This window comes from Anaerococcus sp. C0059F3, from assembly GCF_056590475.1.
The window spans coordinates 72,244-95,964 of the sequence record NZ_JBWPWE010000004.1 but is presented as its reverse complement, the minus strand read 5'-3'; the positions used below and the strand labels follow the sequence as shown (position 1 = coordinate 95,964).

The 23,721-nt window shown below is 34.1% G+C and carries 23 protein-coding genes; 18 read left to right on the top strand and 5 right to left on the bottom strand.

The features are described 5' to 3' along the window. Positions 1 to 73: 73 nt before the first annotated feature. On the bottom strand, positions 74 to 331 hold the full coding sequence (gene rpsT / locus AC1EJ5_RS03745; RefSeq protein WP_223420119.1) for a 30S ribosomal protein S20: 258 nt from the start codon (positions 329 to 331) through the stop codon (positions 74 to 76). Between the two features lie 143 nt (positions 332 to 474). Here rpsT and lepB point away from each other — a divergent pair, with 143 nt between their 5' ends. Together lepB and lepA are read left to right on the top strand one after the other, a co-directional pair. Beyond that, positions 475 to 1,047 (top strand): signal peptidase I, encoded by a 573-nt coding sequence (lepB, locus tag AC1EJ5_RS03740; RefSeq protein ID WP_223420121.1) that lies wholly within the window; start codon positions 475 to 477, stop codon positions 1,045 to 1,047. Positions 1,048 to 1,061: 14 nt separating this feature from the next. After that, a complete protein-coding gene (lepA, locus tag AC1EJ5_RS03735) occupies positions 1,062 to 2,873 on the top strand; it encodes a translation elongation factor 4 (RefSeq protein ID WP_223420123.1) in 1,812 nt (603 codons plus the stop codon). Between the two features lie 29 nt (positions 2,874 to 2,902). Here lepA and AC1EJ5_RS03730 read toward each other — a convergent pair whose 3' ends face one another. Both AC1EJ5_RS03730 and AC1EJ5_RS03725 read right to left on the bottom strand, forming a co-directional pair. After that, positions 2,903 to 3,748 (bottom strand): zf-HC2 domain-containing protein, encoded by an 846-nt coding sequence (locus tag AC1EJ5_RS03730; protein ID WP_479814618.1) that lies wholly within the window; start codon positions 3,746 to 3,748, stop codon positions 2,903 to 2,905. Beyond that, positions 3,741 to 4,223: an RNA polymerase sigma factor gene (locus AC1EJ5_RS03725; RefSeq protein ID WP_479814616.1), complete on the bottom strand. Its 483-nt coding sequence runs from the start codon at positions 4,221 to 4,223 to the stop codon at positions 3,741 to 3,743. The genes AC1EJ5_RS03730 and AC1EJ5_RS03725 overlap by 8 nt, the downstream gene beginning before the upstream one ends. Before the next feature lie 104 nt (positions 4,224 to 4,327). On the opposite strand from AC1EJ5_RS03725, the gene AC1EJ5_RS03720 reads away from it, so the two are divergent. The 16 genes from AC1EJ5_RS03720 to uxaC all read left to right on the top strand — a co-directional run bounded on the left by AC1EJ5_RS03720 (position 4,328) and on the right by uxaC (position 21,871). Then, entirely contained in the window at positions 4,328 to 5,188 is an 861-nt protein-coding gene (locus AC1EJ5_RS03720) for a GNAT family N-acetyltransferase (RefSeq protein ID WP_479814614.1), read from the top strand. After that, positions 5,181 to 6,302 carry a radical SAM family heme chaperone HemW gene (hemW, locus tag AC1EJ5_RS03715; RefSeq protein ID WP_479814612.1) on the top strand — a complete coding sequence of 374 codons (1,122 nt, stop codon included), beginning with the start codon at positions 5,181 to 5,183 and terminating at the stop codon, positions 6,300 to 6,302. Before AC1EJ5_RS03720 ends, hemW begins: the two co-directional genes overlap by 8 nt. A 59-nt stretch (positions 6,303 to 6,361) precedes the next feature. Next, positions 6,362 to 7,315: a 3-hydroxyacyl-CoA dehydrogenase gene (locus tag AC1EJ5_RS03710; RefSeq protein ID WP_479814610.1), complete on the top strand. Its 954-nt coding sequence runs from the start codon at positions 6,362 to 6,364 to the stop codon at positions 7,313 to 7,315. Between the two features lie 162 nt (positions 7,316 to 7,477). Next, positions 7,478 to 8,491: a heat-inducible transcriptional repressor HrcA gene (hrcA, locus tag AC1EJ5_RS03705; protein WP_308749658.1), complete on the top strand. Its 1,014-nt coding sequence runs from the start codon at positions 7,478 to 7,480 to the stop codon at positions 8,489 to 8,491. Between the two features lie 16 nt (positions 8,492 to 8,507). Next, positions 8,508 to 9,059, top strand: a complete 552-nt coding sequence (grpE, locus tag AC1EJ5_RS03700; RefSeq protein WP_479814608.1) for a nucleotide exchange factor GrpE — start codon at positions 8,508 to 8,510, stop codon at positions 9,057 to 9,059. A gap of 11 nt (positions 9,060 to 9,070) precedes the next feature. Further along, complete coding sequence (gene dnaK, locus AC1EJ5_RS03695) at positions 9,071 to 10,885, top strand: molecular chaperone DnaK (protein WP_479814606.1); 1,815 nt, start codon at positions 9,071 to 9,073, stop codon at positions 10,883 to 10,885. 96 nt (positions 10,886 to 10,981) lie between these two features. Beyond that, positions 10,982 to 12,103, top strand: coding sequence for a molecular chaperone DnaJ (dnaJ, locus tag AC1EJ5_RS03690; protein ID WP_479814604.1), 1,122 nt, complete (start codon positions 10,982 to 10,984; stop codon positions 12,101 to 12,103). Beyond that, positions 12,100 to 13,398: a tRNA (N(6)-L-threonylcarbamoyladenosine(37)-C(2))-methylthiotransferase MtaB gene (gene mtaB / locus AC1EJ5_RS03685; protein ID WP_479814602.1), complete on the top strand. Its 1,299-nt coding sequence runs from the start codon at positions 12,100 to 12,102 to the stop codon at positions 13,396 to 13,398. Before dnaJ ends, mtaB begins: the two co-directional genes overlap by 4 nt. A 56-nt stretch (positions 13,399 to 13,454) precedes the next feature. Further along, positions 13,455 to 13,796, top strand: a complete 342-nt coding sequence (locus AC1EJ5_RS03680; protein ID WP_223420144.1) for a histidine triad nucleotide-binding protein — start codon at positions 13,455 to 13,457, stop codon at positions 13,794 to 13,796. Positions 13,797 to 13,836: 40 nt separating this feature from the next. Next, the gene (gene rpsU, locus AC1EJ5_RS03675; RefSeq protein ID WP_209771563.1) at positions 13,837 to 14,019 is read left to right on the top strand and encodes a 30S ribosomal protein S21; all 183 of its coding nucleotides are present in this window, start codon (positions 13,837 to 13,839) and stop codon (positions 14,017 to 14,019) included. 608 nt (positions 14,020 to 14,627) lie between these two features. After that, entirely contained in the window at positions 14,628 to 16,208 is a 1,581-nt protein-coding gene (locus tag AC1EJ5_RS03670; protein WP_479814600.1) for a mannitol dehydrogenase family protein, read from the top strand. An 18-nt stretch (positions 16,209 to 16,226) separates the two neighbouring features. Further along, complete coding sequence (gene uxuA / locus AC1EJ5_RS03665; protein WP_479814599.1) at positions 16,227 to 17,297, top strand: mannonate dehydratase; 1,071 nt, start codon at positions 16,227 to 16,229, stop codon at positions 17,295 to 17,297. Between the two features lie 181 nt (positions 17,298 to 17,478). After that, complete coding sequence (locus tag AC1EJ5_RS03660) at positions 17,479 to 18,504, top strand: TRAP transporter substrate-binding protein (protein WP_479814597.1); 1,026 nt, start codon at positions 17,479 to 17,481, stop codon at positions 18,502 to 18,504. Then, positions 18,501 to 19,073, top strand: a complete 573-nt coding sequence (locus AC1EJ5_RS03655) for a TRAP transporter small permease (RefSeq protein WP_479814595.1) — start codon at positions 18,501 to 18,503, stop codon at positions 19,071 to 19,073. Before AC1EJ5_RS03660 ends, AC1EJ5_RS03655 begins: the two co-directional genes overlap by 4 nt. Continuing rightward, positions 19,073 to 20,374, top strand: coding sequence for a TRAP transporter large permease (locus tag AC1EJ5_RS03650; protein WP_308749378.1), 1,302 nt, complete (start codon positions 19,073 to 19,075; stop codon positions 20,372 to 20,374). The genes AC1EJ5_RS03655 and AC1EJ5_RS03650 overlap by 1 nt, the downstream gene beginning before the upstream one ends. Positions 20,375 to 20,458: 84 nt before the next feature. Then, positions 20,459 to 21,871 carry a glucuronate isomerase gene (gene uxaC / locus AC1EJ5_RS03645; protein ID WP_479814593.1) on the top strand — a complete coding sequence of 471 codons (1,413 nt, stop codon included), beginning with the start codon at positions 20,459 to 20,461 and terminating at the stop codon, positions 21,869 to 21,871. Positions 21,872 to 22,173: 302 nt separating this feature from the next. On the opposite strand, the gene rsmI is transcribed toward uxaC, so the two are convergent. Together rsmI and AC1EJ5_RS03635 are read right to left on the bottom strand one after the other, a co-directional pair. After that, positions 22,174 to 22,998: a 16S rRNA (cytidine(1402)-2'-O)-methyltransferase gene (gene rsmI, locus AC1EJ5_RS03640; protein WP_479814591.1), complete on the bottom strand. Its 825-nt coding sequence runs from the start codon at positions 22,996 to 22,998 to the stop codon at positions 22,174 to 22,176. Further along, the gene (locus tag AC1EJ5_RS03635; RefSeq protein ID WP_479814589.1) at positions 22,998 to 23,708 is read right to left on the bottom strand and encodes a tRNA1(Val) (adenine(37)-N6)-methyltransferase; all 711 of its coding nucleotides are present in this window, start codon (positions 23,706 to 23,708) and stop codon (positions 22,998 to 23,000) included. Before AC1EJ5_RS03635 ends, rsmI begins: the two co-directional genes overlap by 1 nt. Between the last annotated feature and the right edge of the window lie 13 nt (positions 23,709 to 23,721).

Below are 23,721 nucleotides of genomic sequence, written 5' to 3'. Positions count from 1 at the left end.
TTTTACTACATTTAAAATGAGTGATTATCAGTAGTCATATGTTAGGATCCATTACTGATTATCACTCATTTTATTATGCGTTTAGTTTTCTAGCTAATTTTGATGTAGTTGCTGCTACTCTGTTTTTGTGGATAACATTTTTGCTTTCAGCTTGTTTTAGCTTTTTGTCAACTACTTTAAAGATTTCTCTAGCTTCTTCAAGATTGCCTGCTTCTACTGCAGCTTCAAATTTTTTGATGTATGTCTTGATTTCTGATTTTCTAGATTTGTTTCTAAGATTATTTCTCTTAGCAACTTCTATTCTTTTTTGACTTGATTTAATATTTGCCATCTATTTTTCACCTCTCTTCTGTTTTGCTTGACTTATGTATTCTACCATAATTTATTAAAAAGCTCAAGTTTTTATTTATCTTATGTAAATTTTTGAGAATTGACCCAAACTAGTATATAATTAATAAGAATGAGAGGTTAGCTATGAATGAAGAAAACAAACAAATAAAAAAAGAAAATTCACTATTAAATACCATTTGGGATTGGGTTAAAACCATCCTTATCGCCTTGGCTATTACATTTTTTGTTAAGGCTTTTATCATTGATGCAACAAGGGTAGCGGGCAAGTCTATGCTAAATACCCTCCACGATGGAGATATGCTTATGGTTAATAAAATCGGCAAGCATTTTAGGGACTATAAGAGGGGAGAGATTGTAATTTTGCATGCTCCTGATTATCCAAACAGACTTTATGTAAAAAGAGTAATCGGTACTCCTGGCGATCTTGTTGAGTTAAAAGATGGTGATGTATACATCAACGGTGAAAAACTTGAAGAAAAATATGTTTCAGTTGACGAAACCCTTGCCAAGACAGAACAAACAGGTTGGGTCCTTGGTGATAAGGAATATTTAGTTTTTGGTGATAACAGAGCCAATTCTAATGATTCAAGGGATTTTGGACAAATTTATAAAGAAGAGATTGTAGGCCATGCATTTTTTAGGATTTATCCTTTTGAAGATGCAGGTTTAATTGATAACAATCCTTATGGAAATTAATTAGTAGGAGTTATATGACAAAGAAAAAAGATAATATTAGGAATTTTTCTATCATTGCCCACATCGACCACGGAAAGTCAACTCTTGCTGATAGGCTTATAGAAAGAAGCGAAAATATCAGCCAAAGGGATATAAAAGAGCAGATGCTTGATGATATGGAGCTTGAGCAGGAACGTGGGATTACAATTAAATTAAAATCAATTAAAATCCACTATAAGGCTAATGATGGAAAAGTTTATGACCTAAATCTAATTGATACTCCAGGCCATGTTGACTTTAACTATGAGGTTTCAAGATCTCTTAAGGCATGTGAAGGAGCTATTCTTGTTGTTGATGCTAGTCAAGGTGTAGAAGCACAAACTTTGGCCAATACATATTTGGCACTTGAGCAAGATTTGGAAATCCTTCCAGTTTTAAATAAAATCGACCTACCAAGCGCTAGGGTTGATGAAGTTAAACTTGAGATTGAACATCAAATTGGTCTTGATACTGATAAGGCACCTTTGGTGTCAGCAAAAACCGGCCTAAATATTGAAGATGTTCTAGAAGATATAGTTGAAAATATACCAGCACCAGAAGATCATGATGATAAACCGCTTAAGGCCCTTATTTTCGACTCTTATTATGATTCCTATGTGGGAGTGATTTGTTACATAAGAGTTTTTGAAGGGGTAGTCCGTCCTGGTGATGAAATTAAGATGATGAATACTGGCAAAGTTTTTGAAGTAAACCAAGTTGGCTATACATCAAGAGGTAGGATTGCTACCAAAGAACTAAGGAGTGGTGACGTTGGTTTTATCGAAGCATCTATAAAGCAAGTTAAGGATGCAAGAGTTGGTGATACTATCACAACAGTAGAAAATCCAACAGATAAACCACTTACTGGTTATAAGGAAGTCCTACCTATGGTTTATTCTGGTATTTATCCAGCAGAAGGCGAATCTTTTGATAAATTGAGGGACTCGCTTGAAAAGCTCCAGGTAAATGACGCAGCCTTAGTATTTGAACAAGAAAATTCTCAGGCCCTAGGTGTTGGTCTAAGGGCAGGTTTCCTTGGACTTTTACACATGGATATCATTACCCAAAGGCTTGAAAGGGAATATGACCTTGATATCATCGCAACAGCTCCATCTGTAATTTACAAGCTTAAGTTAAAGGGTCAGGATAATGAAAAGGAATTACAAAATCCTAATGATTTCCCAGATCCAACAGAAATCCAATATATTAAGGAACCTGTAACTATATCTGAAATTATCACTCCAAAAGATTATATAGGCCAAGTAATGGATCTAGCCCAATCTAGACGTGGTGAGTTGATAAATATGACCTACATTGATGAATCCAGGGTGTCAATCAAGTACAAAATCCCTCTAAGCGAGGTAATTTACAACTTCTTTGATTCTTTGAAATCAAGGACAAAGGGCTACGCTTCACTTGATTATGAAGTAACTGACTACCAAGTTTCAGATTTAGTTAAGCTTGATATCTTGATTAACGAGCAAAACGTTGATGCCCTTTCTCTTATCGTTCATAGGGATAATGCCTACTCAAGGGGCCGTGGTATTGTTGAAAAACTAAAGGATGAGATTCCTAGACAACAATTCGCTGTTCCAATCCAGGCTGCTATCGGTGGCAAGATTATTGCAAGAGAAACAGTTAGAGCTCTTAGAAAAGACGTAATCGCTAAGTGCTACGGCGGCGATATTTCAAGAAAGAAAAAGCTTCTTGAAAAACAAAAAGAAGGTAAGAAGAAGATGCGTCAACTTGGTAACGTTGAAGTTCCACAAGACGCCTTCCTTGCAGTATTAAAATTAGATGATGAATAAAAAATAGGTATTTTAAAAGGATGTGAAATTCACATCCTTTTTTGGTATCTTGCTAGGCTTAAGAAGATCAAAAACAAATATACACCTAAAGCTAGAAAGGCGATATATTTAAAATCGGTCACTGGATAATAAGTCGATGTATTTAGTCCCTTAATAGCAATAATTGCTAGGAAAAGCGATAGGGGTGCTCCTATTAGTAGAGTTTTTATTGGTAGACTTATGGCTTTTTTTCTTGATTTTTCTATCAAAAATATTAATACTCCAAGGCCTAGAAAACCTATTAAAGAAAGTCTTGCATAAAATCCTAATAACAATCTAGGAAGGAGGGTTTGGTGAACTTCTCCAGAGCCAATAACCATATTTGGCATGGAATCGTGGTTTTGATAGAGAACTGTTTTAAAATTATCCTTATGGAAAGTTAAAGATTTTCGTAGCCTTCTTTTATTAAAAATCTTGTCATATTTTGTACTATAAGCATCAAGGTAGATGGCGTCTTCTGTATCTGTATAGTCTATTCCACTAACCCTGTCATTAAATTCTACTGTGTAGATTTCATCACTCCTATAAACCTTATACAAACCCTTTTCATACTCGATATGCCTTGGCGTATTGAGGTAGGAGATTATAAAAATAAGGATTGATCCGAGAAGAGCGATGATAGCTAGTGTAAAATACCTTGTTTCTTTTTTTATCCTTTTTTCTACAAAATCTAAGGGCTTTGATTCTTTTCTTTCAATTTGTATTTCATCTTTTAAAAGACCTTCACATTCTGGGCAAGTTCTTAGATGGTCTTCGACAAAGATTTTTGATTCATCACTTAAGAGATTTTCCTGATATAAGGGAAGCAAATCTTTTATAATTTCACAATTATTCATTTTTTTCCTCCAATAATATTTTTAATTTTTCTTTTGCCCTGTGGTAGACAACACAGGCCCAGTTTTGGTTTTTGTTGTAAATTTCTCCAATTTCCTTAAAAGAAAGGTCGTTAAGTCTTAATTTAACTACATCTTTATAAGGATTTTCGAGATTTTCTATAGCCTTTTCTAAGGCAGTCAGGTTTTCTTTTTCTAAAAAATTTTTCTCAAAAGATTCCAAAGCTAAGTCAAAATCTTCGATATTTTCTGTTAGTACAATCCTCTTGTTTTTCTTATAATAGTTGTAATAGGTATTTTTGCCTATTTGAAATAGGTAGGATTTGATATTTGAATCTTCTATATTTTCTATATTGTCCATTGCTTTTATAAAAGACTCTGAACATATATCCTGGGCGACTTCTTTGTTTTTGCATAGATACAGCAAAAACTTATACAAGTCGTCAAAATATATCCTATAAATTTTTTCTATATCCATGACCCCTCCTTCATATAGTAGACAAATAACTTAATCATATCTTACAAAATTTTAAAAAAAATTCCATTATTGTATAGTATTCCTATCAGAGCGAAGGAGAAATTATGGATATTAAAGTTGATTTTACTGATTTGCTAATAAAAACTGACAGGCTAATATTAAGGGCTTTTAATGATAATGATTTGGAAGATTTTTACGAATATGCCAAGACACCCGGTCTTGGTGAAATGGCTGGTTGGCCACATCATGAAAGTATTGACAACACTAGGGAAGTTTTAGAAAGATTTAAGAAGAACAAGGACGTTCTAGCTATAGAAATGGACGGTAAAGTAATTGGATCAATAGGTCTTCATCCTGTGGATGATGAGTTTTATAAGGATTTTGAAGATAAGAAGGGAAAGGAAATAGGATTTGTATTAAGCGAAGCTTTCCAAAGGCAAAAAATAATGACCGAAGCTGTAAAAGCCCTTATGAAATATGCCTTTGAAGAATTAGACCTTGACTATATTTCAGCTGGTTATTTTAGGAACAATTTTAAGTCTAGGTCTTTTCAGAAAAAATTGGGTTTTACTTATTATGGAAGCCATATTGTGAAAATTCTTCTTGGAATTGTAGCACCTGTCCATCAAACAATTTTTACTAAGGATGATTATCAAAACAATAAAACTGGCCACGTTGAAGAGAAAAAGAATCCTAAAGCTAGCCAAGAATTAGTATTGAAATCAGACTCTGAAATTATAAAGAGATTATATTTTGAGAAGGAAAATGAATTTGTTCCCAAAAATAGCGACAATCCTTATTATATTATTGTAATTGAGGGTAGGATTAGGGTTTTATTTGAAAATAAGGAATATACTTATTTTCCAGCCGATGCCCTAAGGATAAGAAAAGGCCAGGATTTTAAGATTATATCAAGATCTGATGCTAAAGTAGTATTAATAGAAATGACTGGTAAGAATGAATAAGGTCGGTGCCTATATCCACATTCCTTTTTGCGAGAAAAAGTGCTATTATTGTGATTTTGCAGCCTTTCCTAACTTGGAAAATTGGATAGAGCCTTATGTAGAAAATCTAATTAAAGAAATAAGACTATATAGGGAAAAGATGGATGTTATAATAGATTCAGTTTACATTGGTGGGGGGACGCCTTCCTATATCGATCCTATATTTATAGAGAAAATTGTAGGTGAAATTTATAAATTTAAGACTGACATTAAGGAATTTACCATAGAAGTAAATCCCAAATCCCTTGACATGAGAAAATTGCAAACCTATAAGGCTTTGGGAATTAATAGGATTTCCTTAGGTGTCCAGTCCTTTGATGATACGGTTTTAAAAAATATTGGTAGAAACCATACTAGTCAAATAGCCATCAAAGATATTGAAATGATAAAAAATGCAGGATTTGATAATCTTTCCTTTGACCTTATGCTAAATTTGCCTGGCCAGGATTTCACCAATGTAAAAAGAGATTTGGAAATGGTTAAGGAATTAAAACCTAAGCACATCTCTTGGTATTCTCTGATTCTTGATAAGGGCTCAAGGTTTTATGCTCTTGATAAAGAGGGTAAGCTTGACCTAATGGATTCTGATCTCGAAGTTGATATTTTTTCTTATTTGATAGATGGGTTAGAAAATCTTGGACTTCATCGCTACGAGGTATCAAATTTTGCCCAAAAAGGTTTTGAGTCTTTTCATAACAAAAAATATTGGAATCAGGAAGGCTACCTAGGCTTTGGGATTGGAGCTGCAGGTTATCTTTCAAATCTTAGATACAATAATACAAGAAATCTTGCTGTTTACGATAAGATGCTCAAATCAAACAAGATTCCTATAATTAATAAGGATTTTGTTGATAAGGATGAAAATGAGAAGGAATATATAATTTTCAAACTAAGGGAAACAGAGGGCATAAATCTGGAAGTCTTTAGGGATAAATACGGTATAGACTTTTTGAAAAAATATAAAGACCAAATAAAGAAATTTAAGGATGATGGATTTTTTGAAATTGACAAAGCTATAAAATTTACAAAAAAAGGTATGAGCCTATCTAATGAATTTTTTGTAGAAATAATATAGGCTTTTAATTTCTATATTTTTGGGTATATAAGGAATATAAGAATTAAGGAGATAAAATTATGACAATACAAAAAGTAACAATAGCTGGCGGTGGTGTTTTGGGTGCACAAATTGCCTATGCAGCAGCCTTTCATGGATATGACGTAACAATTTGGGGCAGACGTGATGATTCAATCGAAAGAATCAAACCAAGAGTGGACCGTCTACATCAAATATATAGTCAAGAATTAGAAGTAGCTCCTTCTTACATTGGTGAGAAAAACCCAAACTACCCAAGATCATTTTTTGCTTCTAAAGAAGAAATTACAGAAGAAAGAATAGCTGAACTAAAAGAAGTTAACGAAAAAGTCTATAAGAGTTTTATATACGCAACAGACTTAGAAGAAGGTTTTGGTCATGCTGACCTTGTTATAGAAGCAATAGCAGAAGTAGTTGACCAAAAGAAAGATTTCTACGAGAAAATTGCTCCATTCTTAAAAGAAGAAGCAATCCTTGTAACCAACTCATCAACCCTACTTCCATCTATGTTTAGGGAATATACTGGCAGGGAAGAAAAATTCTTAAGCCTTCACTTCGCAAATAATATCCACAGACAAAACCTAGCTGAGGTTATGAAACACGATAAGACCGATGATGCAGTAATGAAAGAAGTTGTTGAATTCGCAAGATCAATTGGCATGTACCCAGCCATCCTTAAAAAAGAACAACCAGGCTATATCTTAAACTCAATTCTTGTTCCAGTATTAGGTGCAGGCCTAACACTCTACGGAAATGATGTAGCAGACCCAGTTGATATTGATATGGACTGGAAAATCGGTACAGGTTCACCAAAGGGTCCATTTGAGATAATTGACTTAGTAGGCCTAACTACTGTAATTAATATTTTAAGCAACAACCCAGCATCAAAAGACCCATCAACACCTATTGGTAAGGCGATGATTAAGCTAAAAGAAATGGCTGATAAGGGACATATTGGTATAGAATCTGGTCAAGGCTTCTATAAATATAAATAGAAATCTTATAAAAGTGGCTGAAATGCCACTTTTTCTGTTAGAATAAAAGAAAAACTTAAAATAATTTAATATTTGATTTTAATTTACTTGACAATTAATCCTAACTAAGTATATTATTATTAGCAGTCGGAAGTAAAGAGTGCTAAAAAGGAGTGAAAGACTTTGAAAGATAGAAGAATGCAGATACTTTTCACTATCATAAATTCTTATATCTTGGGAGGAGAGCCTGTCGGTTCTAAGTCTTTGGCGGATGATTATTCTTTTGATGTATCAGCTGCCACAATTAGAAACGACATGAGTGATCTTGAGAAAAAAGGTCTCTTGAAAAAGGCCCACACTTCAAGCGGTAGACTCCCATCAGACAAGGGTTATAGGTTTTTTGTAGACTATTTACTTGAAAATGGTCTGATAAATGAAAGACCAAGACCAGACTATACTAGTTTGAAAGATTCACTAGATAAGAGATACCACAATGCTACGGATATAGTAAGTTCCGCTACAAAGATTTTGGCAGGAATTACAAATCTAACAGCAGTATCAGTTACTTACAAAAATCAAATCAAATCAATTGCTAATATCGAAATGCTAAGGGTAAGCGAATCTTCCTTGCTTTTGATAGTAGTTTATGATAATGGCTTGATAGTAAATGACTTGATTAGGTTAAATTATAGTCCAGAAGACGAAGACCTAGAATTTTTAAACAGGCTCTTGCAAAGAGAGTTAATCGGGTCAAACATTTTAGACTTGTCTGATAAGATTAGGAAAATTGAAGAAAAGTTAAACCTCAATTATAAGTATTTACTCGATATAATCCAAACTAAGATGAAAAACGAATCTGACAAAGATTCGAAAAAAGAAATCAAGATAGAGGGTTTGGGTAATATATTCAGATTCAAAGAATTTGATGATATAGTAAAGGCTAAGGAATTTATCAATCTCTTTGAAAGTCCAGATATTATTACAGATTTTCTAACTGATAAAAATGATAAAAGCCTTGTCATCACTATCGGAGAAGAAAACGAAATCGACCAGTTAAAAGAAAATACAATCATAACTTCATATTTCAAGGTAGATGAAAACACCATTGGTACAATCGGTGTGGTAGGTCTAACTAGGATAAATTATAAGGAAGTAATCGAGAGTATTAAACTAGTTTCAGATTTATTAAATCAATAAGAGGAAGGTGAATGATTTGGCAGACGATATCAAAAAAGACGAAAATCTCGACGAAGAAGCCAGAGATATAAAAGATATAGAAGACGAAATAGAAGCAGACCTTGATGAAGAAATAATTGACGCAGAAATAGTTGATGATGAAAAAGATGCTTCAGGAAATAACGAATATATAGAAAAATACCAAAGACTAATGGCTGACTTTGCAAATTACAAGCAAAGGGAAGAAAAGGCCAAGGCAGATTTTAAGAAGTTTGCATCAAGCTCTTTGATAGAAAAATTATTGCCAGTTCTTGATAATTTCGATAGGGCTCTTAAAGATAAGGACCCAGAAGACCCATTTGTAAAGGGAGTTATAATGACAAGAGATGAACTCCTAAAAACTCTTAATAACGAAGGTCTAGAAGAAATTCCATCAGACGGCGAAAAATTTGATCACAATCTTCACCATGCAGTTATGACAGAAGAAAGTGACACTGTTAAAGAAGATTATATTATAGAAACATTCCAAAAAGGATATACATTAAACGGCAGAATCCTTAGACCAGCTATGGTTAAGGTAAGCAAGTAGGAGGAAAAATTATGGCAAAAATTATAGGAATTGACTTAGGTACAACAAACTCAGCAGTAGCTGTTATGGAAGGTGGTACACCAACCATTATCCCAAATAGCGAAGGTAATAGAACTACTCCATCAGTAGTAGCTTTCTCAAAAGACGGAGAAAGACTTGTAGGTGAAACAGCTAAAAGACAAGCAATCACCAACCCACATAGAACAATAGCATCAGTTAAAAGAGAGATGGGCCACGACTGGAAAAGCCCTGAAATTGATGGCAAACAATATACACCAGAAGAAATATCTGCAATGATCCTTCAAAAATTGAAGGCAGACGCAGAGGCTTATCTAAATGATACAGTAACAAATGCAGTAATTACAGTACCTGCATACTTTACAGACGCTCAAAGACAAGCTACAAAAGATGCTGGACAAATCGCAGGTCTTAAAGTTGACAGAATTATAAACGAACCAACCGCAGCTGCTCTTGCATATGGTATGGATAAGGAAACTGACCAATCAAAGATTATGGTTTACGACCTTGGTGGTGGTACATTCGATGTTTCAATCCTAGAAGTAGGTGACGGAGTATTTGAAGTATTATCTACAAGAGGTAACAACAAATTAGGTGGAGATGACTTTGATAATGCAGTTGTAGATTATCTTGCAGCAGAATTTAAGAAAGAATCAGGCGTTGATCTTACAAAAGATTTAACAGCTATGCAAAGACTTAAAGATGCAGCTGAAAAAGCTAAGAAAGAATTATCTTCAACCCTAACAACAAATGTAAACCTACCATTCATCACAGCAGTAGATGGTCAACCTGTCCACTTAGACATCAACCTATCTAGAGCAAAATTTGATGAATTAACTCATGACCTAGTAGAAAAAACTAGAAAACCAGTAGAAGATGCTCTTCACGACGCAGGTCTATCAGCATCTGACATTGACAAGGTTCTTTTAGTAGGTGGTTCTACAAGGGTACCAGCTGTTCAAGAATTAGTTAAGAAAATAATCGGCAAAGAACCACAAAAAGATATCAACCCAGATGAATCAGTTGCAATCGGTGCAGCTATCCAAGGTGGTGTTTTAACAGGTGAAGTTAAAGACCTATTATTACTAGATGTAACACCTCTATCACTTGGTATTGAAACTCTTGGTGGAGTTGCTACAAAACTAATCGAAAGAAATACAACTATCCCAACTAAAAAATCACAAATCTTTACAACTGCAGCTGATGGACAAACAGAAGTAGACATCCACGTAGTTCAAGGTGAACGTGAAATGGCAGCAGACAATACTACTCTAGGTAGGTTCCAACTTACAGGTATCCCTGCAGCTAGACGTGGTGTGCCACAAATCGAAGTAACTTTTGATATAGATGCTAACGGTATTGTAAATGTAACAGCTAAGGACCAAGGTTCTGGCAAGGAACAAAAGATTACAATCACATCTTCATCTAACTTATCCGAAGAAGAAATTGATAAGAAAATCAAAGAAGCAGAGAAATTTGCAGAAGAAGATAAGAAGAAAAAAGAAGACATAGACGCTAAAAACAACGCAGAAAACCTAGTTTACCAAGCAAGAAAAACTGTAGAAGACGCTAAACTTGAAGGTGCTGATAAGGAAAATATCGAAGCTAAGGCTAAAGAACTTGAAGAAGCAATTAAAGCCAACGATATTGACAAAATCAAGAGCCTATCTGAAGAATTAACAAACGAAATCTACAAGGTAAGCGAAAAAATGTATAAGGCAAATGAAGCAAGCCAAGGCGAGGCTAGCGGAAAAAACGAAGACGTTGTTGATGCTGACTATGAAGTAATCGACGAAGACGAAGAATAATCTTTTGAAAGATTTACTATAGCTAGTATAATAAAAACAATTGATAAAAGGAGCTATTTCCTAGTGAAATAGCTTTTTTTAGTGATTGGAGGAAAAATGAGAGATCCATATGAAGTGCTGGGCGTTGGTAAAAACGCCTCAACTGATGAAATAAAAAGAGAATATAGGAAACTTGCCAAAAAATACCATCCAGACCTAAACCCAGATGATAAGGAAGCTGAGCAAAAATTTAAGGAAGCAACCTTATCCTATGAAATTCTTTCAGATCCAGAAAAGAAACAAAAATACGATACCTATGGAGCAGCAGCCTTTGAAAACGGAGGCGCAGGTTTTAATGGCGGCTTTGGTGGTGGTTTTGGTGGCTTTGGTGATATTTTTGGTGATTTATTTGGAGATATATTTAATCAAGGTTATCAAAATAATGCAAAAAGACCAGTAAAGGGTGCAGACATCCAGCAGGTTGTAAACCTAACTTTCCAAGAAGCTGCCTTTGGTACAGAAAAGGAAATCCAAGTTAGACGAGAGGTAGAATGCCATGTTTGTCATGGTTCTAAGGCTGAGGAAGGATCAGAAAGCCATACCTGTCCGGATTGCCATGGCCAAGGTGTGGTTAATGAAGTATCAAGAACACCTTTTGGAACCATGTCTAGGACTGTAACCTGTTCTAAATGTCATGGAACTGGTGAAATTATTAATAAGCCATGCAAAAATTGCCATGGTTCAGGCAAGGAATATAAGTCTGAAAAAATTAAAATTGATATTCCATCAGGAGTTGAAGATAAAAACGTCATCAGACTTTCTGGCAAGGGTCATGTTGGGGAAAATGGAGGTCCTTTTGGTGATTTATATGTAATCCTTAGAGTATCTGACCATGAAATCTTTAAGAGAGATGGACTTGATATTTATTATGAGATGCCAATTAGTTTTCCAACAGCAGCACTAGGTGGCAAGATAAATGTGGCAACACTTAGAAAACCAGTAGAATTTGAAATCCCAGCAGGAACTCAAACCGGGGAAAGATTTACCATCAAAAATGAAGGAATTGAAGATAAGAGAAAGGGAATTACTGGTAATCTTTATTTTTACGTAAAAGTCATAACTCCAACTAAGCTTTCCAAAGAACAAAAAGAAGCCCTAAAGGCCTACGCTGAGGCAAGTGGGGATGAAGTTAAGGAAAACAAGTCATTTTTTGATAAAGTAAAGGACTTTTTTGAATGAAAAAAACATTTAACATACTAACCCTAGGCTGCAAGGTAAACCAGTACGAGTCAGAGGCCGTTGAGGAAATTTTTGAGTCAAGGGGCTTTGAAAGAGATGAAAAAAACGCAAGTGTCTATGTTATAAATACCTGCACAGTTACAAATATGTCTGATAGAAAGAGCCGTCAGATGATTTCAAGGGCTAGAAAAGATAATCCAGATGCCATTATAGCTGTAATGGGTTGTTATTCCCAAGTAAAACCAGAAGATGTAGCGAAAATTGAAGGCGTGGATATAATTTTAGGTTCAAGAAATAAGGAAGAAGTGGTAGATCTTTGTGAGGATATGCTTCAAAACAAGGAAGCTATTGATCAAGTAATCTCTGTTTCTGAGGAAAAAACCTTTGAAGACCTACAAATTTCAAACCAAACAGAAATGACCAGGGCCTATATGAAAATCCAAGACGGGTGTAATATGTATTGCTCATACTGCCTAATTCCTTACGCAAGGGGCAATGTTGTAAGCCGTCCTATGGATTCTATTGTTAAAGAAGCTGAAAGATTAGCTCAAAATGGCTTTAAAGAAATAGTACTCACAGGCATCCACGTTGCAAGCTACGGCAAGGACATTAAGGACGGGAGTAGCCTAATAGATGTAATTGAAAATGTGGCCAAGGTAGAAGGTATAGAAAGAATTCGACTTTCTTCAATGGAACCAAGACATATAACTAAAGATTTCCTCGAAAGGATGAAGGCTACTGAGAAGGCCTGTGACCACTTCCACCTATCCCTCCAATCAGGATCAGATGATGTCCTAAAGGCTATGAATAGGAAATACGATACAGCCATATTTAAAGAAAAAACTGACCTAATTAGAGAAGTCTTTCCAAACGCTGGACTTACAACAGATATTATTGTAGGTTTTCCTGGAGAAACTGACGAAAATCACAAAGAAACAATGGACTTTGTAAAAGAAATTAAATTTGCCAAAACTCATTTATTTAAATATTCAAAAAGAGATGGGACAAAAGCGGCTAGCATGAAAGACCAGGTTAATGGAAATATCAAAAAAGAACGCTTAAAAGATTTAGAAGCTATAGAGAAAACTAATAGGGAAGAATTTTTAGAAAAGCAAATTGGAAAGACATTATCAGTTTTATTTGAAGAAAAATCTGATATGGATGGGGTTAAATCAGGATATTCAACAAATTATCTAAGGGTAAATGTGAAAGATGAAACAATTCCAAGCAATGAAATCTATGATGTAATCATCACTGGTATAGAAAATGATGAATTAATTGGAGAAATAAGGTAAAAATACTTTACTCTTAAAAATAATTGTGGTAACATATATATTAATGGGGGTGAAGTATGGATTGTGTATTTTGTAAGATTGTAGATGGACAAATCCCATCTAAGATAATCTACGAAGATGAAGAGTTAATTGCATTTGACGATTTAGATCCACAAGCACCTATCCATTTTCTTGTTATACCAAAAAAGCACATCCAAAGTTTAGAAACTCTCGATGAGGCTGATAGTGAATTGATAGGCAAGATATTTTTGGCAATCAGAAAGATAGCCCATGATAAGGGCATAGCTGATTCTGGATATAGGATTGTCAACAACATTGGAGAAGACGGAGGACAAACTGTGCCTCATATGCATTTCCATGTTCTTGGCGACAGAAGCCTACAATGGCCACCAGGCTGATTTGAGTCTAGACTGTGCATATACGAGAGGGGGGATAGAGATGACAGAAATCAGAGTTGGAGAAAACGAATCAATTGACAGTGCGATTAAAAGATTCAAAAGACAATGCGCAAGATCCGGTGTACTTTCTGAATATAGAAGAAGAGAACACTACGAAAAACCAAGCGTTATAAAGAAAAAGAAAATCGACGCTGCTAAAAGAAAAAACAGAAAAAGAAAATAATAATTTAACCATCCACAATGTGGGTGGTTTTTTTATGGATTTTGAAAATGATTAAAAGCTAATTTTATAATTAAAGCCAGGCAAACTTTCTTATATTTTAATAAGTAATTATAAAAATATTTATATAAATTTTTCGGATTTTAACTTAGTATTTTATTTAATTCATAATACTTTGCAATAATAGTTCTTTTTTCTTACTATAATTTATCCAATTTAATAAACTATAAACAAATAATCAGGGTTATAATTTTAACAATCATTGACTATGTTGAATATATATTATATAATTTTAATGAGAAAACGTTAACGAAGATATTTGTCACTAACTTTACTAACTACTTTACTTGTAGTTTTTTATATTTTCACTAAATTATTTGGTGAAAAAATATAGGGCAAATAGCCCTATAAAAATTTTTCAGTAAAATGTAACCGCTTACAAATATAAATTAATATATTATAAAAACTTTATATTTTATTTTAAATTCTTGGTTAAGATTGATTTATTCGGGGTAGTAAAGTTATGAAAATATCTTGGTAATGGATTCTATTATAAAGATACTTGAAGTTATAAATGGGATGAGAACAATAAGTAAAAGAAAGGATTGTGTATGAAATTAAATTTAGAAAATTTATCTAAGGCAAATGAAAAGGTTGACAAAAAGGTATCCTATGATGTCAAACAATTAAGGGAAGATTCTATAAGAGACCCTAAGTGGTTGGCTTTTGGATCTGGAAATATTTTTAGAGCCTATATTGCAAGAATTGGTCAAGACTTGGTTAATGAGGGACATTTTGATAGGGGGATTTCTGTTGTTGAAACTTTCGATACAGAAATTATTGAAAAGACCTATACACCATTCGACAACCTTTGCTTATCTGTGACTCTTCATAAAGATGGTAACTTTGATACTAACTTGATTGCTAACTTAGCAGAAAGTCTAACCTTAAAGGACCTTGACAGAATTACAGAAATATTTTTAAATGATAATCTTCAAATAGCATCCTTTACAATTACTGAAAAAGGTTACAATCTTTATGCTCCGAATGGTGAGTTAATGGATGTTGTTAAGGCTGATTTAGAAAATGATCCTGAAGATAGCAAACATCTTATGAGTATAGTTACTAATTTACTTTTTAAGAGATTTAATAAGAATGAAAAACCACTCACACTTCTAAGCCTTGATAACTGCTCAGAAAATGGTGATAAAGTAAAAGCTTCAATTATGCTAATAGCTAAGAAATGGAATGAAAATGGGAAAGTAAATGATGATTTCATCAAATACCTAGAAGAAAAAGTTTCTTTCCCACTAACAATGATTGATAAAATCACTCCAAGACCAGCTAGCGAAGTTAAAAAATATGTAGAAGATCTTGGTTTTGAAGATATGGATATTGTAGTTACCTCAAAAAATACCTACACAGCACCATTTGTAAATAGTGAAGAGTCTGAATATTTAGTAATTGAAGATGATTTCAAAAATGGTAGACCAGATTTCACAAAAGCAGGTGTTTTCCTAACTGATAGGGATACTGTAAATAAGGTTGAGACAATGAAGGTAACAACCTGTCTAAATCCTTTGCACACAGTTTTAGCAACTTATGGCTGCGTTTTAGGTCATACAACAATTGCAGAAGAAATGCAAGATGAAGATTTAGTTAAATTAATCAAGAAAATCGGTTATGACGAGGGATTAAAGGTAGTAGTAGATCCTGGTATTATAAATCCAAAAGACTTTATTGATGAAGTTATCAATGTGAGATTCCCAAATAAATTTATGCCTGATACACCACAAAGGATTGCAACTGATACATCTCAGAAGATTTCTGTAAGATTTGGCCAAACCATTAAGGGGTATATAAAAGATAAGGACCTTAAGGTAGAAGACCTTAAATTCATACCATTAGCCCTAGCAGGTTACTTAAGATACCTATTAGGTGTAAATGATGAGGGAGAAGCGTTTGAACTTTCAAGTGATCCTTTGATGGACTATCTAAAAGAAAGTCTTGATGGAATCACTCTTGGAAACTTCAAAGTAACAGAAGGTTTGAAAGATATTTTAAGAAATAAAGAAATATTTGGTCTTGATTTGGAAGAAGTTGGTCTTGATAAAATTGTTACTGATTACTTCGAAGAATTATCAGCTGGTCCAGGAAGTGTAAGAGCTACACTTAAAAAATATCTAGGATAGAAAAGGAGAGATAAGCTTATGAAAATGACTTTTAGACACTATGGAAACAACGACCCAATTTCACTTGAGTACATTGCACAGATTCCAGGTGTGACTGGTGTAATGGTAATGATGAACGAGTGGGAAGCAGGAGAAGTTTGGGAAAAAGATGTATTTCAAGAATATGTTGATAAATGCCATGCTGTAGGACTAGAATGTGAAATAATTGAATCAATTAATGTTCACGAAGATATTAAAATGGGTCTTCCTACTAGGGATAAATACATTGAAAATTATAAACAATCTCTTAGAAATGTTGCTGCATGTGGGGTAAAGACTGTAATTTATAACTTCATGCCAGTTTTTGACTGGGTAAAGACAGAATTATATAAAGTTCTTCCAGATGGTTCAAACACACTTGCCTTTGACCAAGCAAAAGTAGAAGGCCTATCACCTCGTGATATGGTTAATGAAATCCTTGATGGGGCTGGAAACTTTGAACTTCCAGGCTGGGAACCAGAAAGATTAGCTCAACTTGAAGATGTTCTAGATAAGTATAAAGACATTGATGAAGATAAATTAAGAGAAAATTATAAGTACTTCCTTGAGGCAATTATTCCAACTTGTGAAGAAGTAGGTATCAAGATGGCAGTTCATCCAGATGATCCAGCTTGGCCAATATTTGATATTCCAAGAATTACTTCTACACCAGAAGACTTAGAAAAAATCGTAAACCTAGTTGATTCTCCATCAAATACACTTTGCATTTGTACAGGATCTTTAGGATCAAGAGTTGAAAATAATGTGCCAGAAATAATTAAAGATTATGCTAAAAGAGGCAAAATTGGAGCAATGCACGTAAGAAACATCAAGTTTACTGGTGAAAAACAATTCTATGAATCAGCTCACTTATCAAAATGTGGTTCTTTAGATATGTATGAAATCATGAAGGCTCTTTATGAAGGTGGCTTTGATGGTTATCTAAGACCAGACCACGGCAGAATGATTTGGGGCGAAGAAGGTAGGGCAGGATATGGTCTATACGACAGAGCCCTAGGCGTTGCTTACCTAAACGGTCTTTGGGAAGCTATAGATAAGGCAAATAAATAAATTGAGACAAAACTTAAAGAGTAGGGCTTGGTTTTAAAGCCAGCCCTGCCTTAAGAATTAACAAAAATTATAAGTTTTCATATAAAAAATATTTGTAAATAAAATTTTATTTTAATATTAAATTATAAAAGTATGTGTAATTTCTAATATAATTAGCCATATACACCAGAATCGAGGAATTATGATTAAAAAAATTATGAAAATTGCCTTGGGACTTTTTGCTATATGCATATTTACAGCATGCGGCAACAAAGGACCTGATGCAGGCAAAACAATTATCAGGATTGGCCACAACCAATCTCAAAACCACCCTACCCACAAAGGATTATTAGCTTTTGAAAAATATATAGAGGATAATCTCGGGGATAAGTATGATGTGCAAGTATTCCCATCAGAACTTCTAGGTTCACAAACAGATATGGTTCAGCTTACACAAACTGGAGCTATAAATATGGTTGTTGCAAGTAACTCAATCCTTGAAACCTTTGACGATTTCTATGAAATTTTCAACCTTCCATACCTTTTTGCTTCAAGTGAAGCCTACCACGCAGTTATGGATGATAAGTCAATAACTGATCCTATTTTTACATCTACTAGAGATGGTGGATTTGAAGCTGTAACCTGGCTTGATGCAGGAAGCCGTTCTTTTTATACTGTTAAAAAGCCAATAGAAAAACCAGAAGACCTTAGGGGACTAAAAATCAGAGTCCAACAATCACCAACCAACGTTAGGATGATGGAGCTTTTAGGCGGTTCTGCATCTCCAATGGGCTTTGGTGAAGTTTATACAGCCCTTCAATCAAATATCATTGACGGGGCAGAAAATAATGAAATGAGTTTAACAGATAATGGTCACGGAGAAGTTTGTAAGTTTTATTCTTACGATATGCACCAGATGATTCCAGATATTGTCCTTGCTAACTATGAATGGTTAGAAGGTCTTGGAGAAGATAGAAAAGTCTTCGATGAAGGATTTAAGATTATAAACAAGGTTCAAAGAGAAGAGTGGACTAAGGCTGTAGAAAATGCCAAAGAAGGTGCAGTGAAAATGGGAGTTCAATTTTCATATCCTGATCAAAAACCTTTTGTTGATGCAGTTGCACCATTAACCCAAGAAGTTTTATCAAGAAACGAAAAATTAAAACCTGTTTATGAGAAAATCCAAGAATACAACAAAAAATACCCAGCTAAGGAGGCAAGTAAATGAGAAAAGCCCTTGAAAATCTAATGAAATTTTTAACAGCTGGTACTCTTTTAGTCATGCTATTATTTGTAGTATGGCAAGTATTTACCAGATACATCTTATCAAACCCATCAACATGGTCCGAAGAGTTGGTATCATATTTGTTTGCATGGTCAACTCTCTTTGGAGCAAGCCTTATTGTTAGCGAAAGAGGCCACATGAATATACCTGTTTTAATAGATACAAAATCTGTTAAAACACAAAAAAATGCTAGTATATTCTCTGAAATAATGATCTTCTTATTCTCACTAATTGTTCTTACTTACGGTGGAATCAGGATTACAAATCTAGCTTTAAATCAATTGACATCTTCACTTGGAGTTGCAATAGGAATTTTCTATATACCTCTTCCAGTAGCAGGAATAATCAACATGATTTTCTGCATCCTTAATATCAAGGACATCTTAGATGGTAAGGTTGAATTTTTCCAAGCTAAGTCAGCATCAGAGATTTCTGAAAGATTGGCAAATGATGCTAGCGAAGTTTCAAAATATGAAAATGAAGACCTAGATATAAATATGGGAGGTAAATAATGGGTGGACAAGCATTAGCAGTAATATTAATAGTTTTAGCAGCCCTATTGATAATAGGAGTGCCAATTGCCTTTTCAATTGGTATAGCATCAATAGTGACAATAATGTCAACTGTTCCATTAAATGTAGCTGTACTTACAGCAGCTCAGAGAACCTTCGTCGGCATGAGTTCCTTTACTCTTACAGCTATTCCATTTTTTATCTTGGCTGGAAACTTCATGAATGAAGGTGGAATTGCAAAGAGATTAGTAGACTTTGTAATGGCGATTTTAGGTAAATTACCAGGCGCACTTTTGGTAACAAACGTAGGTGCAAACGCACTTTTTGGAGCAATTTCAGGCTCAGCTTCAGCAGCTGCAGCAGCAGTTGGATCTATGGTTAGGTCAGGAGAAGATGAACTAGGTTATGACCGAGGTTTATCAGCTGCTACAAACGGAGCGTCAGCACCAGCAGGTCTTCTAATTCCACCATCAAATGCTCTTATTACCTATTCTTTAGTATCAGGTGGTACATCTGTAGCAGCACTATTCTTAGCAGGCTACATCCCAGGATTAATCTGGGCCCTAGCTTGTACAATAGTTGCCGTAGCAATAGCTAAGAAAAAGGGATACAAGGGAACTGAAGGTAAGTTTTCTTGGTCAAACCTAGGAAGAGCAACACTTGCAGCACTACCATCTTTGGGACTAATTGTAGTAGTAATCGGTGGTATTGTAGCAGGAGTATTTACAGCAACAGAAGGATCAGCTATTTCCGTTGTATATTCCTTAATCCTAGGACTCCTATATAAAAACCTAAATTTCAAAAAAATAATAAATATCTTAGTAGAATCAGCTAAAATGAGTGCTATCGTTGTATTTTTGATAGGTGTATCAAATATCTTATCATGGGTAATGGCCTTCACAGGAATCCCACAAATGATAGGAGAAAGCTTATTATCAATAACAACAAACCCAATAATCATCCTATTAATAATGAACGTAATTTTATTAATATCTGGAACTTTCATGGACGTTACACCAGCAATATTAATATTTACTCCATTATTCTTACCGATTGTTCAAGAATTTGGTATCCATCCAGTACAATTTGGTCTAATAATTGTTTACAACCTATGTATCGGAAACATTACACCTCCAGTAGGTAACACCTTATTCGTAGCAATCAAGATTGGGGATACCACTCTAGCCAAGGTAATGCCATACATGCTAAGGTACTACGCTTTAATCCTAATAGGATTATTACTAGTAACTTATGTACCAGCAATCTCACTAGGCCTACCACAAGCAGCAGGATTAATTTAATATTATGTTGGCAGGGTGAGTACCTTGCCAATATTTTTAACAATAATTACAAAAAATGCATTTTATTACCATTAGGAGGTAAATATGAAGAAGTTTCTTGATGAAAATTTTATGATTAACAATGAATTTGGACAAATGCTCTACAATAAGTATGCAGCAAAAATGCCTATATTTGATTTTCACTGCCACCTAGAGGCTAAGGAAATTTATGAGAATAAAAATATACCATCAATTACCGAGGCTTGGCTTGGTGGAGACCACTATAAGTGGAGGGTGATGAGGGCTTGTGGTGTAGAAGAAAAATACATCACAGGTGATGCGTCTGATTTTGAAAAGTTTGAAAAATACGCAGAAGTGATTCCAAACCTAATAGGAAATCCTATCTATCATTGGACACATTTGGAACTTAAGAATTTCTTTGGAATAGACTATCCGTTAAACAAGGAAAATGCAAAGGAAGTTTTTGAGAAATGTAATGAACTTTTGGCCAAAGATGAATTTAGACCAAGAGGTCTAATCGAGATGAGTAATGTAGCTGCAGTTTGTACTACAAATGATCCTGCAGAAGATCTTTCTTATCATAAATTACTAGCAGAAGATGAAAGTTTTAAGGTTAAAGTATTGCCAGCCTATAGGCCAGATAATGCTTTATATATTGAAAAAGACGGATTTGCAGATTATATTAAAAAACTTTCTGGATCTGTAGGATTTGAGATTAAAAATTATTCAGATATCAAAAAAGCCCTTGTAAAAAGGATGGAATATTTTAAAGAACTAGGCTGTATGGCAAGTGACCAAGCCTTTGCTTTTATACCATACAAGAGGGCAAGTGAAGAAGAACTTAACGAAATAGTCCAAAAGAAATTATCAGGCAAGGAAGTTTGCTTAGAATGTGAAGAAAAATACAAGACAGAGTTAACTATTTTCCTAGCCAAAGAATACAAAAAACTTGATTGGGCGATGGAAATCCATGTTGGAGTAATAAGAAATAACTCAAAGGTCTTATTTGAAAAATTAGGAGCAGACGTAGGTGGAGATAGCCAAAACGACTTAAGTTATGCAGAAAACCTTGCAAACCTACTTTCAGATTTTGAGGAAAATGAAGGACTACCAAGAACAGTTATTTTCCCATTAAATCCAAAAGACCACTTCCCAATAGCAACTATAGGCGGATCATTTAACAGGGCAAATCCTGATAATATGCAAAATATACAACTTGGAACAGCTTGGTGGCACCTAGACCACAAGGAAGGCATGATTGAGCAATTAAAGGTATTTTCAAGCGTAGGAGTCCTAGCGAAATTCATAGGTATGCTAACAGACTCAAGATCATTCCTATCTTATCCAAGACACGAATATTTCAGAAGAATCCTCTGCAACTTCATAGGTGAATTAGTAGAAAACGGCGAATATCCAGCTGATGAAGAATTCTTAGGCAAGGTTGTGGAAGATATTTGCTATAACAATGCAAGAAAATATATAAAGATAGATTTATAAGGTAAGTTAATGTAAACAAAAACCTCTTAACAGGTATTTAATAAAGTTAAGAGGTTTTTTATTGATGCAAAATGCACTGGATTTTTAGAAAATGTGTTTATACTTTTTTATTTATTTCTTTTTAATCCTTTTATAATAAAATAAATTGTAAATCCTAGATAGGCTATATAAATAAGATAAGTAAATTCCACTGGCAAAGGGAAATATGCTTCAGGATGACCTAGGGCATATTTTATGAAAACTATAGCGATTAAAAACATGCCTAGTCCTATAAATAAATATTTTTTTGAACTTTTCATAGTTTAGTCCATATCAAAGTTAATTACATATTCATAAATTTCATTTTTTGAAAAAGTACTTTCTTTTTTAATTTTTTTTACGATTTCTTTAGTAGATTTGCCATCCTTAATCATTTCTCTTATTTTTCCATCAAAACTTGAGATATCATCAGTTTCTTCTTCTTTTTTACCTTCTAAAATTAAGACGAATTCACCTTTGAATGTGATTTGCTCTGGGTCTATGTCTTTGATTGTGTAGGTTTTGTATTCCTCGAATTTTTTTGTTAGTTCCCTAGCAATTGTAAGCTTTCTTTCTGGAAAGATTTCTTTAAAGTCTTCGATGGTTTTTCCTAGGTTGTGGACAGAGTCAAAAATAATCGAAGTTTTATCTTCATTTTTTAATTTTTCGTATAATTCACTTTTCTCCTTGGATTTTTTGCCGATAAATCCATAAAATGTAAAAGCTGACATATCCTGACCGGACCCGATTAGGGCTGTGAGTATTGAGCTTGGACCAGGAAGGATTGTGTATGATATATTATTTTCAATGCATTTTTTGATTAAAATTTCACCAGGATCAGACATTCCAGGCATACCCTGGTCGCTTATTACTCCTATTGTTATTCCTTCGCTTGCTTTTTTAATTAGCTCTTCGCTTTTGGCTTGCTCATTAAATTTGTGGTAAGAAGTAAGTGGCTTAGATATTTCATAAAAGTCTAAGAGTTTTTTAGATTCTCTAGTATCTTCACAAGCAATTAGGTCGCATGCCTTTAGGGTATTTATTGCTCTTATTGTCATGTCTTCGAGGTTGCCGATAGGTGTTGGCACAAAATATATTTGGTAATCCATTAGTCCTCCTTGTAGGTTCCGTTTATTTTCCTAACCTGGTCAGTGTATTTCCCGTCCTTATAGATTATGATTGGGTCTTCGATTTTTATCCCATCTTTTGCGTTTTTTACAAATTCTATTATGATAAACTGGGGTTTGGTATCGTAGGTAGAAGATGCAAATTGTATTCTTTTCGCTTTTACATTTCCACACTTATTAAAAATTTCTACCATGCGTTCTGGTTTATGAATCATAAAAAGTTTTCCCTTATCCTTTAAGGTTTTGTTTGCAAAAGCAAAAATATCGTCTAAGTTTAAATAGAGTTCCTGCCTTGAAATTAGGAATTCCTCGTCCTTATTTTTTATATTTTGGTCAATCTTGTAGTAAGGGGGATTGGTTATGATATAATCTAGGCTGTTTTCCTTAAAATCAATCTTGTTTAAGTCTTCGTTTATTATTTCTATATTTTTAATACCGTTAAGGTCTAAATTTTCTTTTAGGATTTTTGTCTTGGCCTCTTGGATTTCTACAGCATAGACTTTTTCCAAACCGTAAAGGCCGTTTGCCATCATTGCTAAAATTCCGTTGCCTGCTCCAATATCGAGGAGAATTTTGTTTTTCTTCATCTTTGCAAAATCTCCCAGCAAAATTGAGTCGATTCCAAAAGAATAAGCGCCCTCAACGTGGATCATTTTTAAATTTGTACGTGGAATATAATCTAATTTTCTCATATTTATATTATAA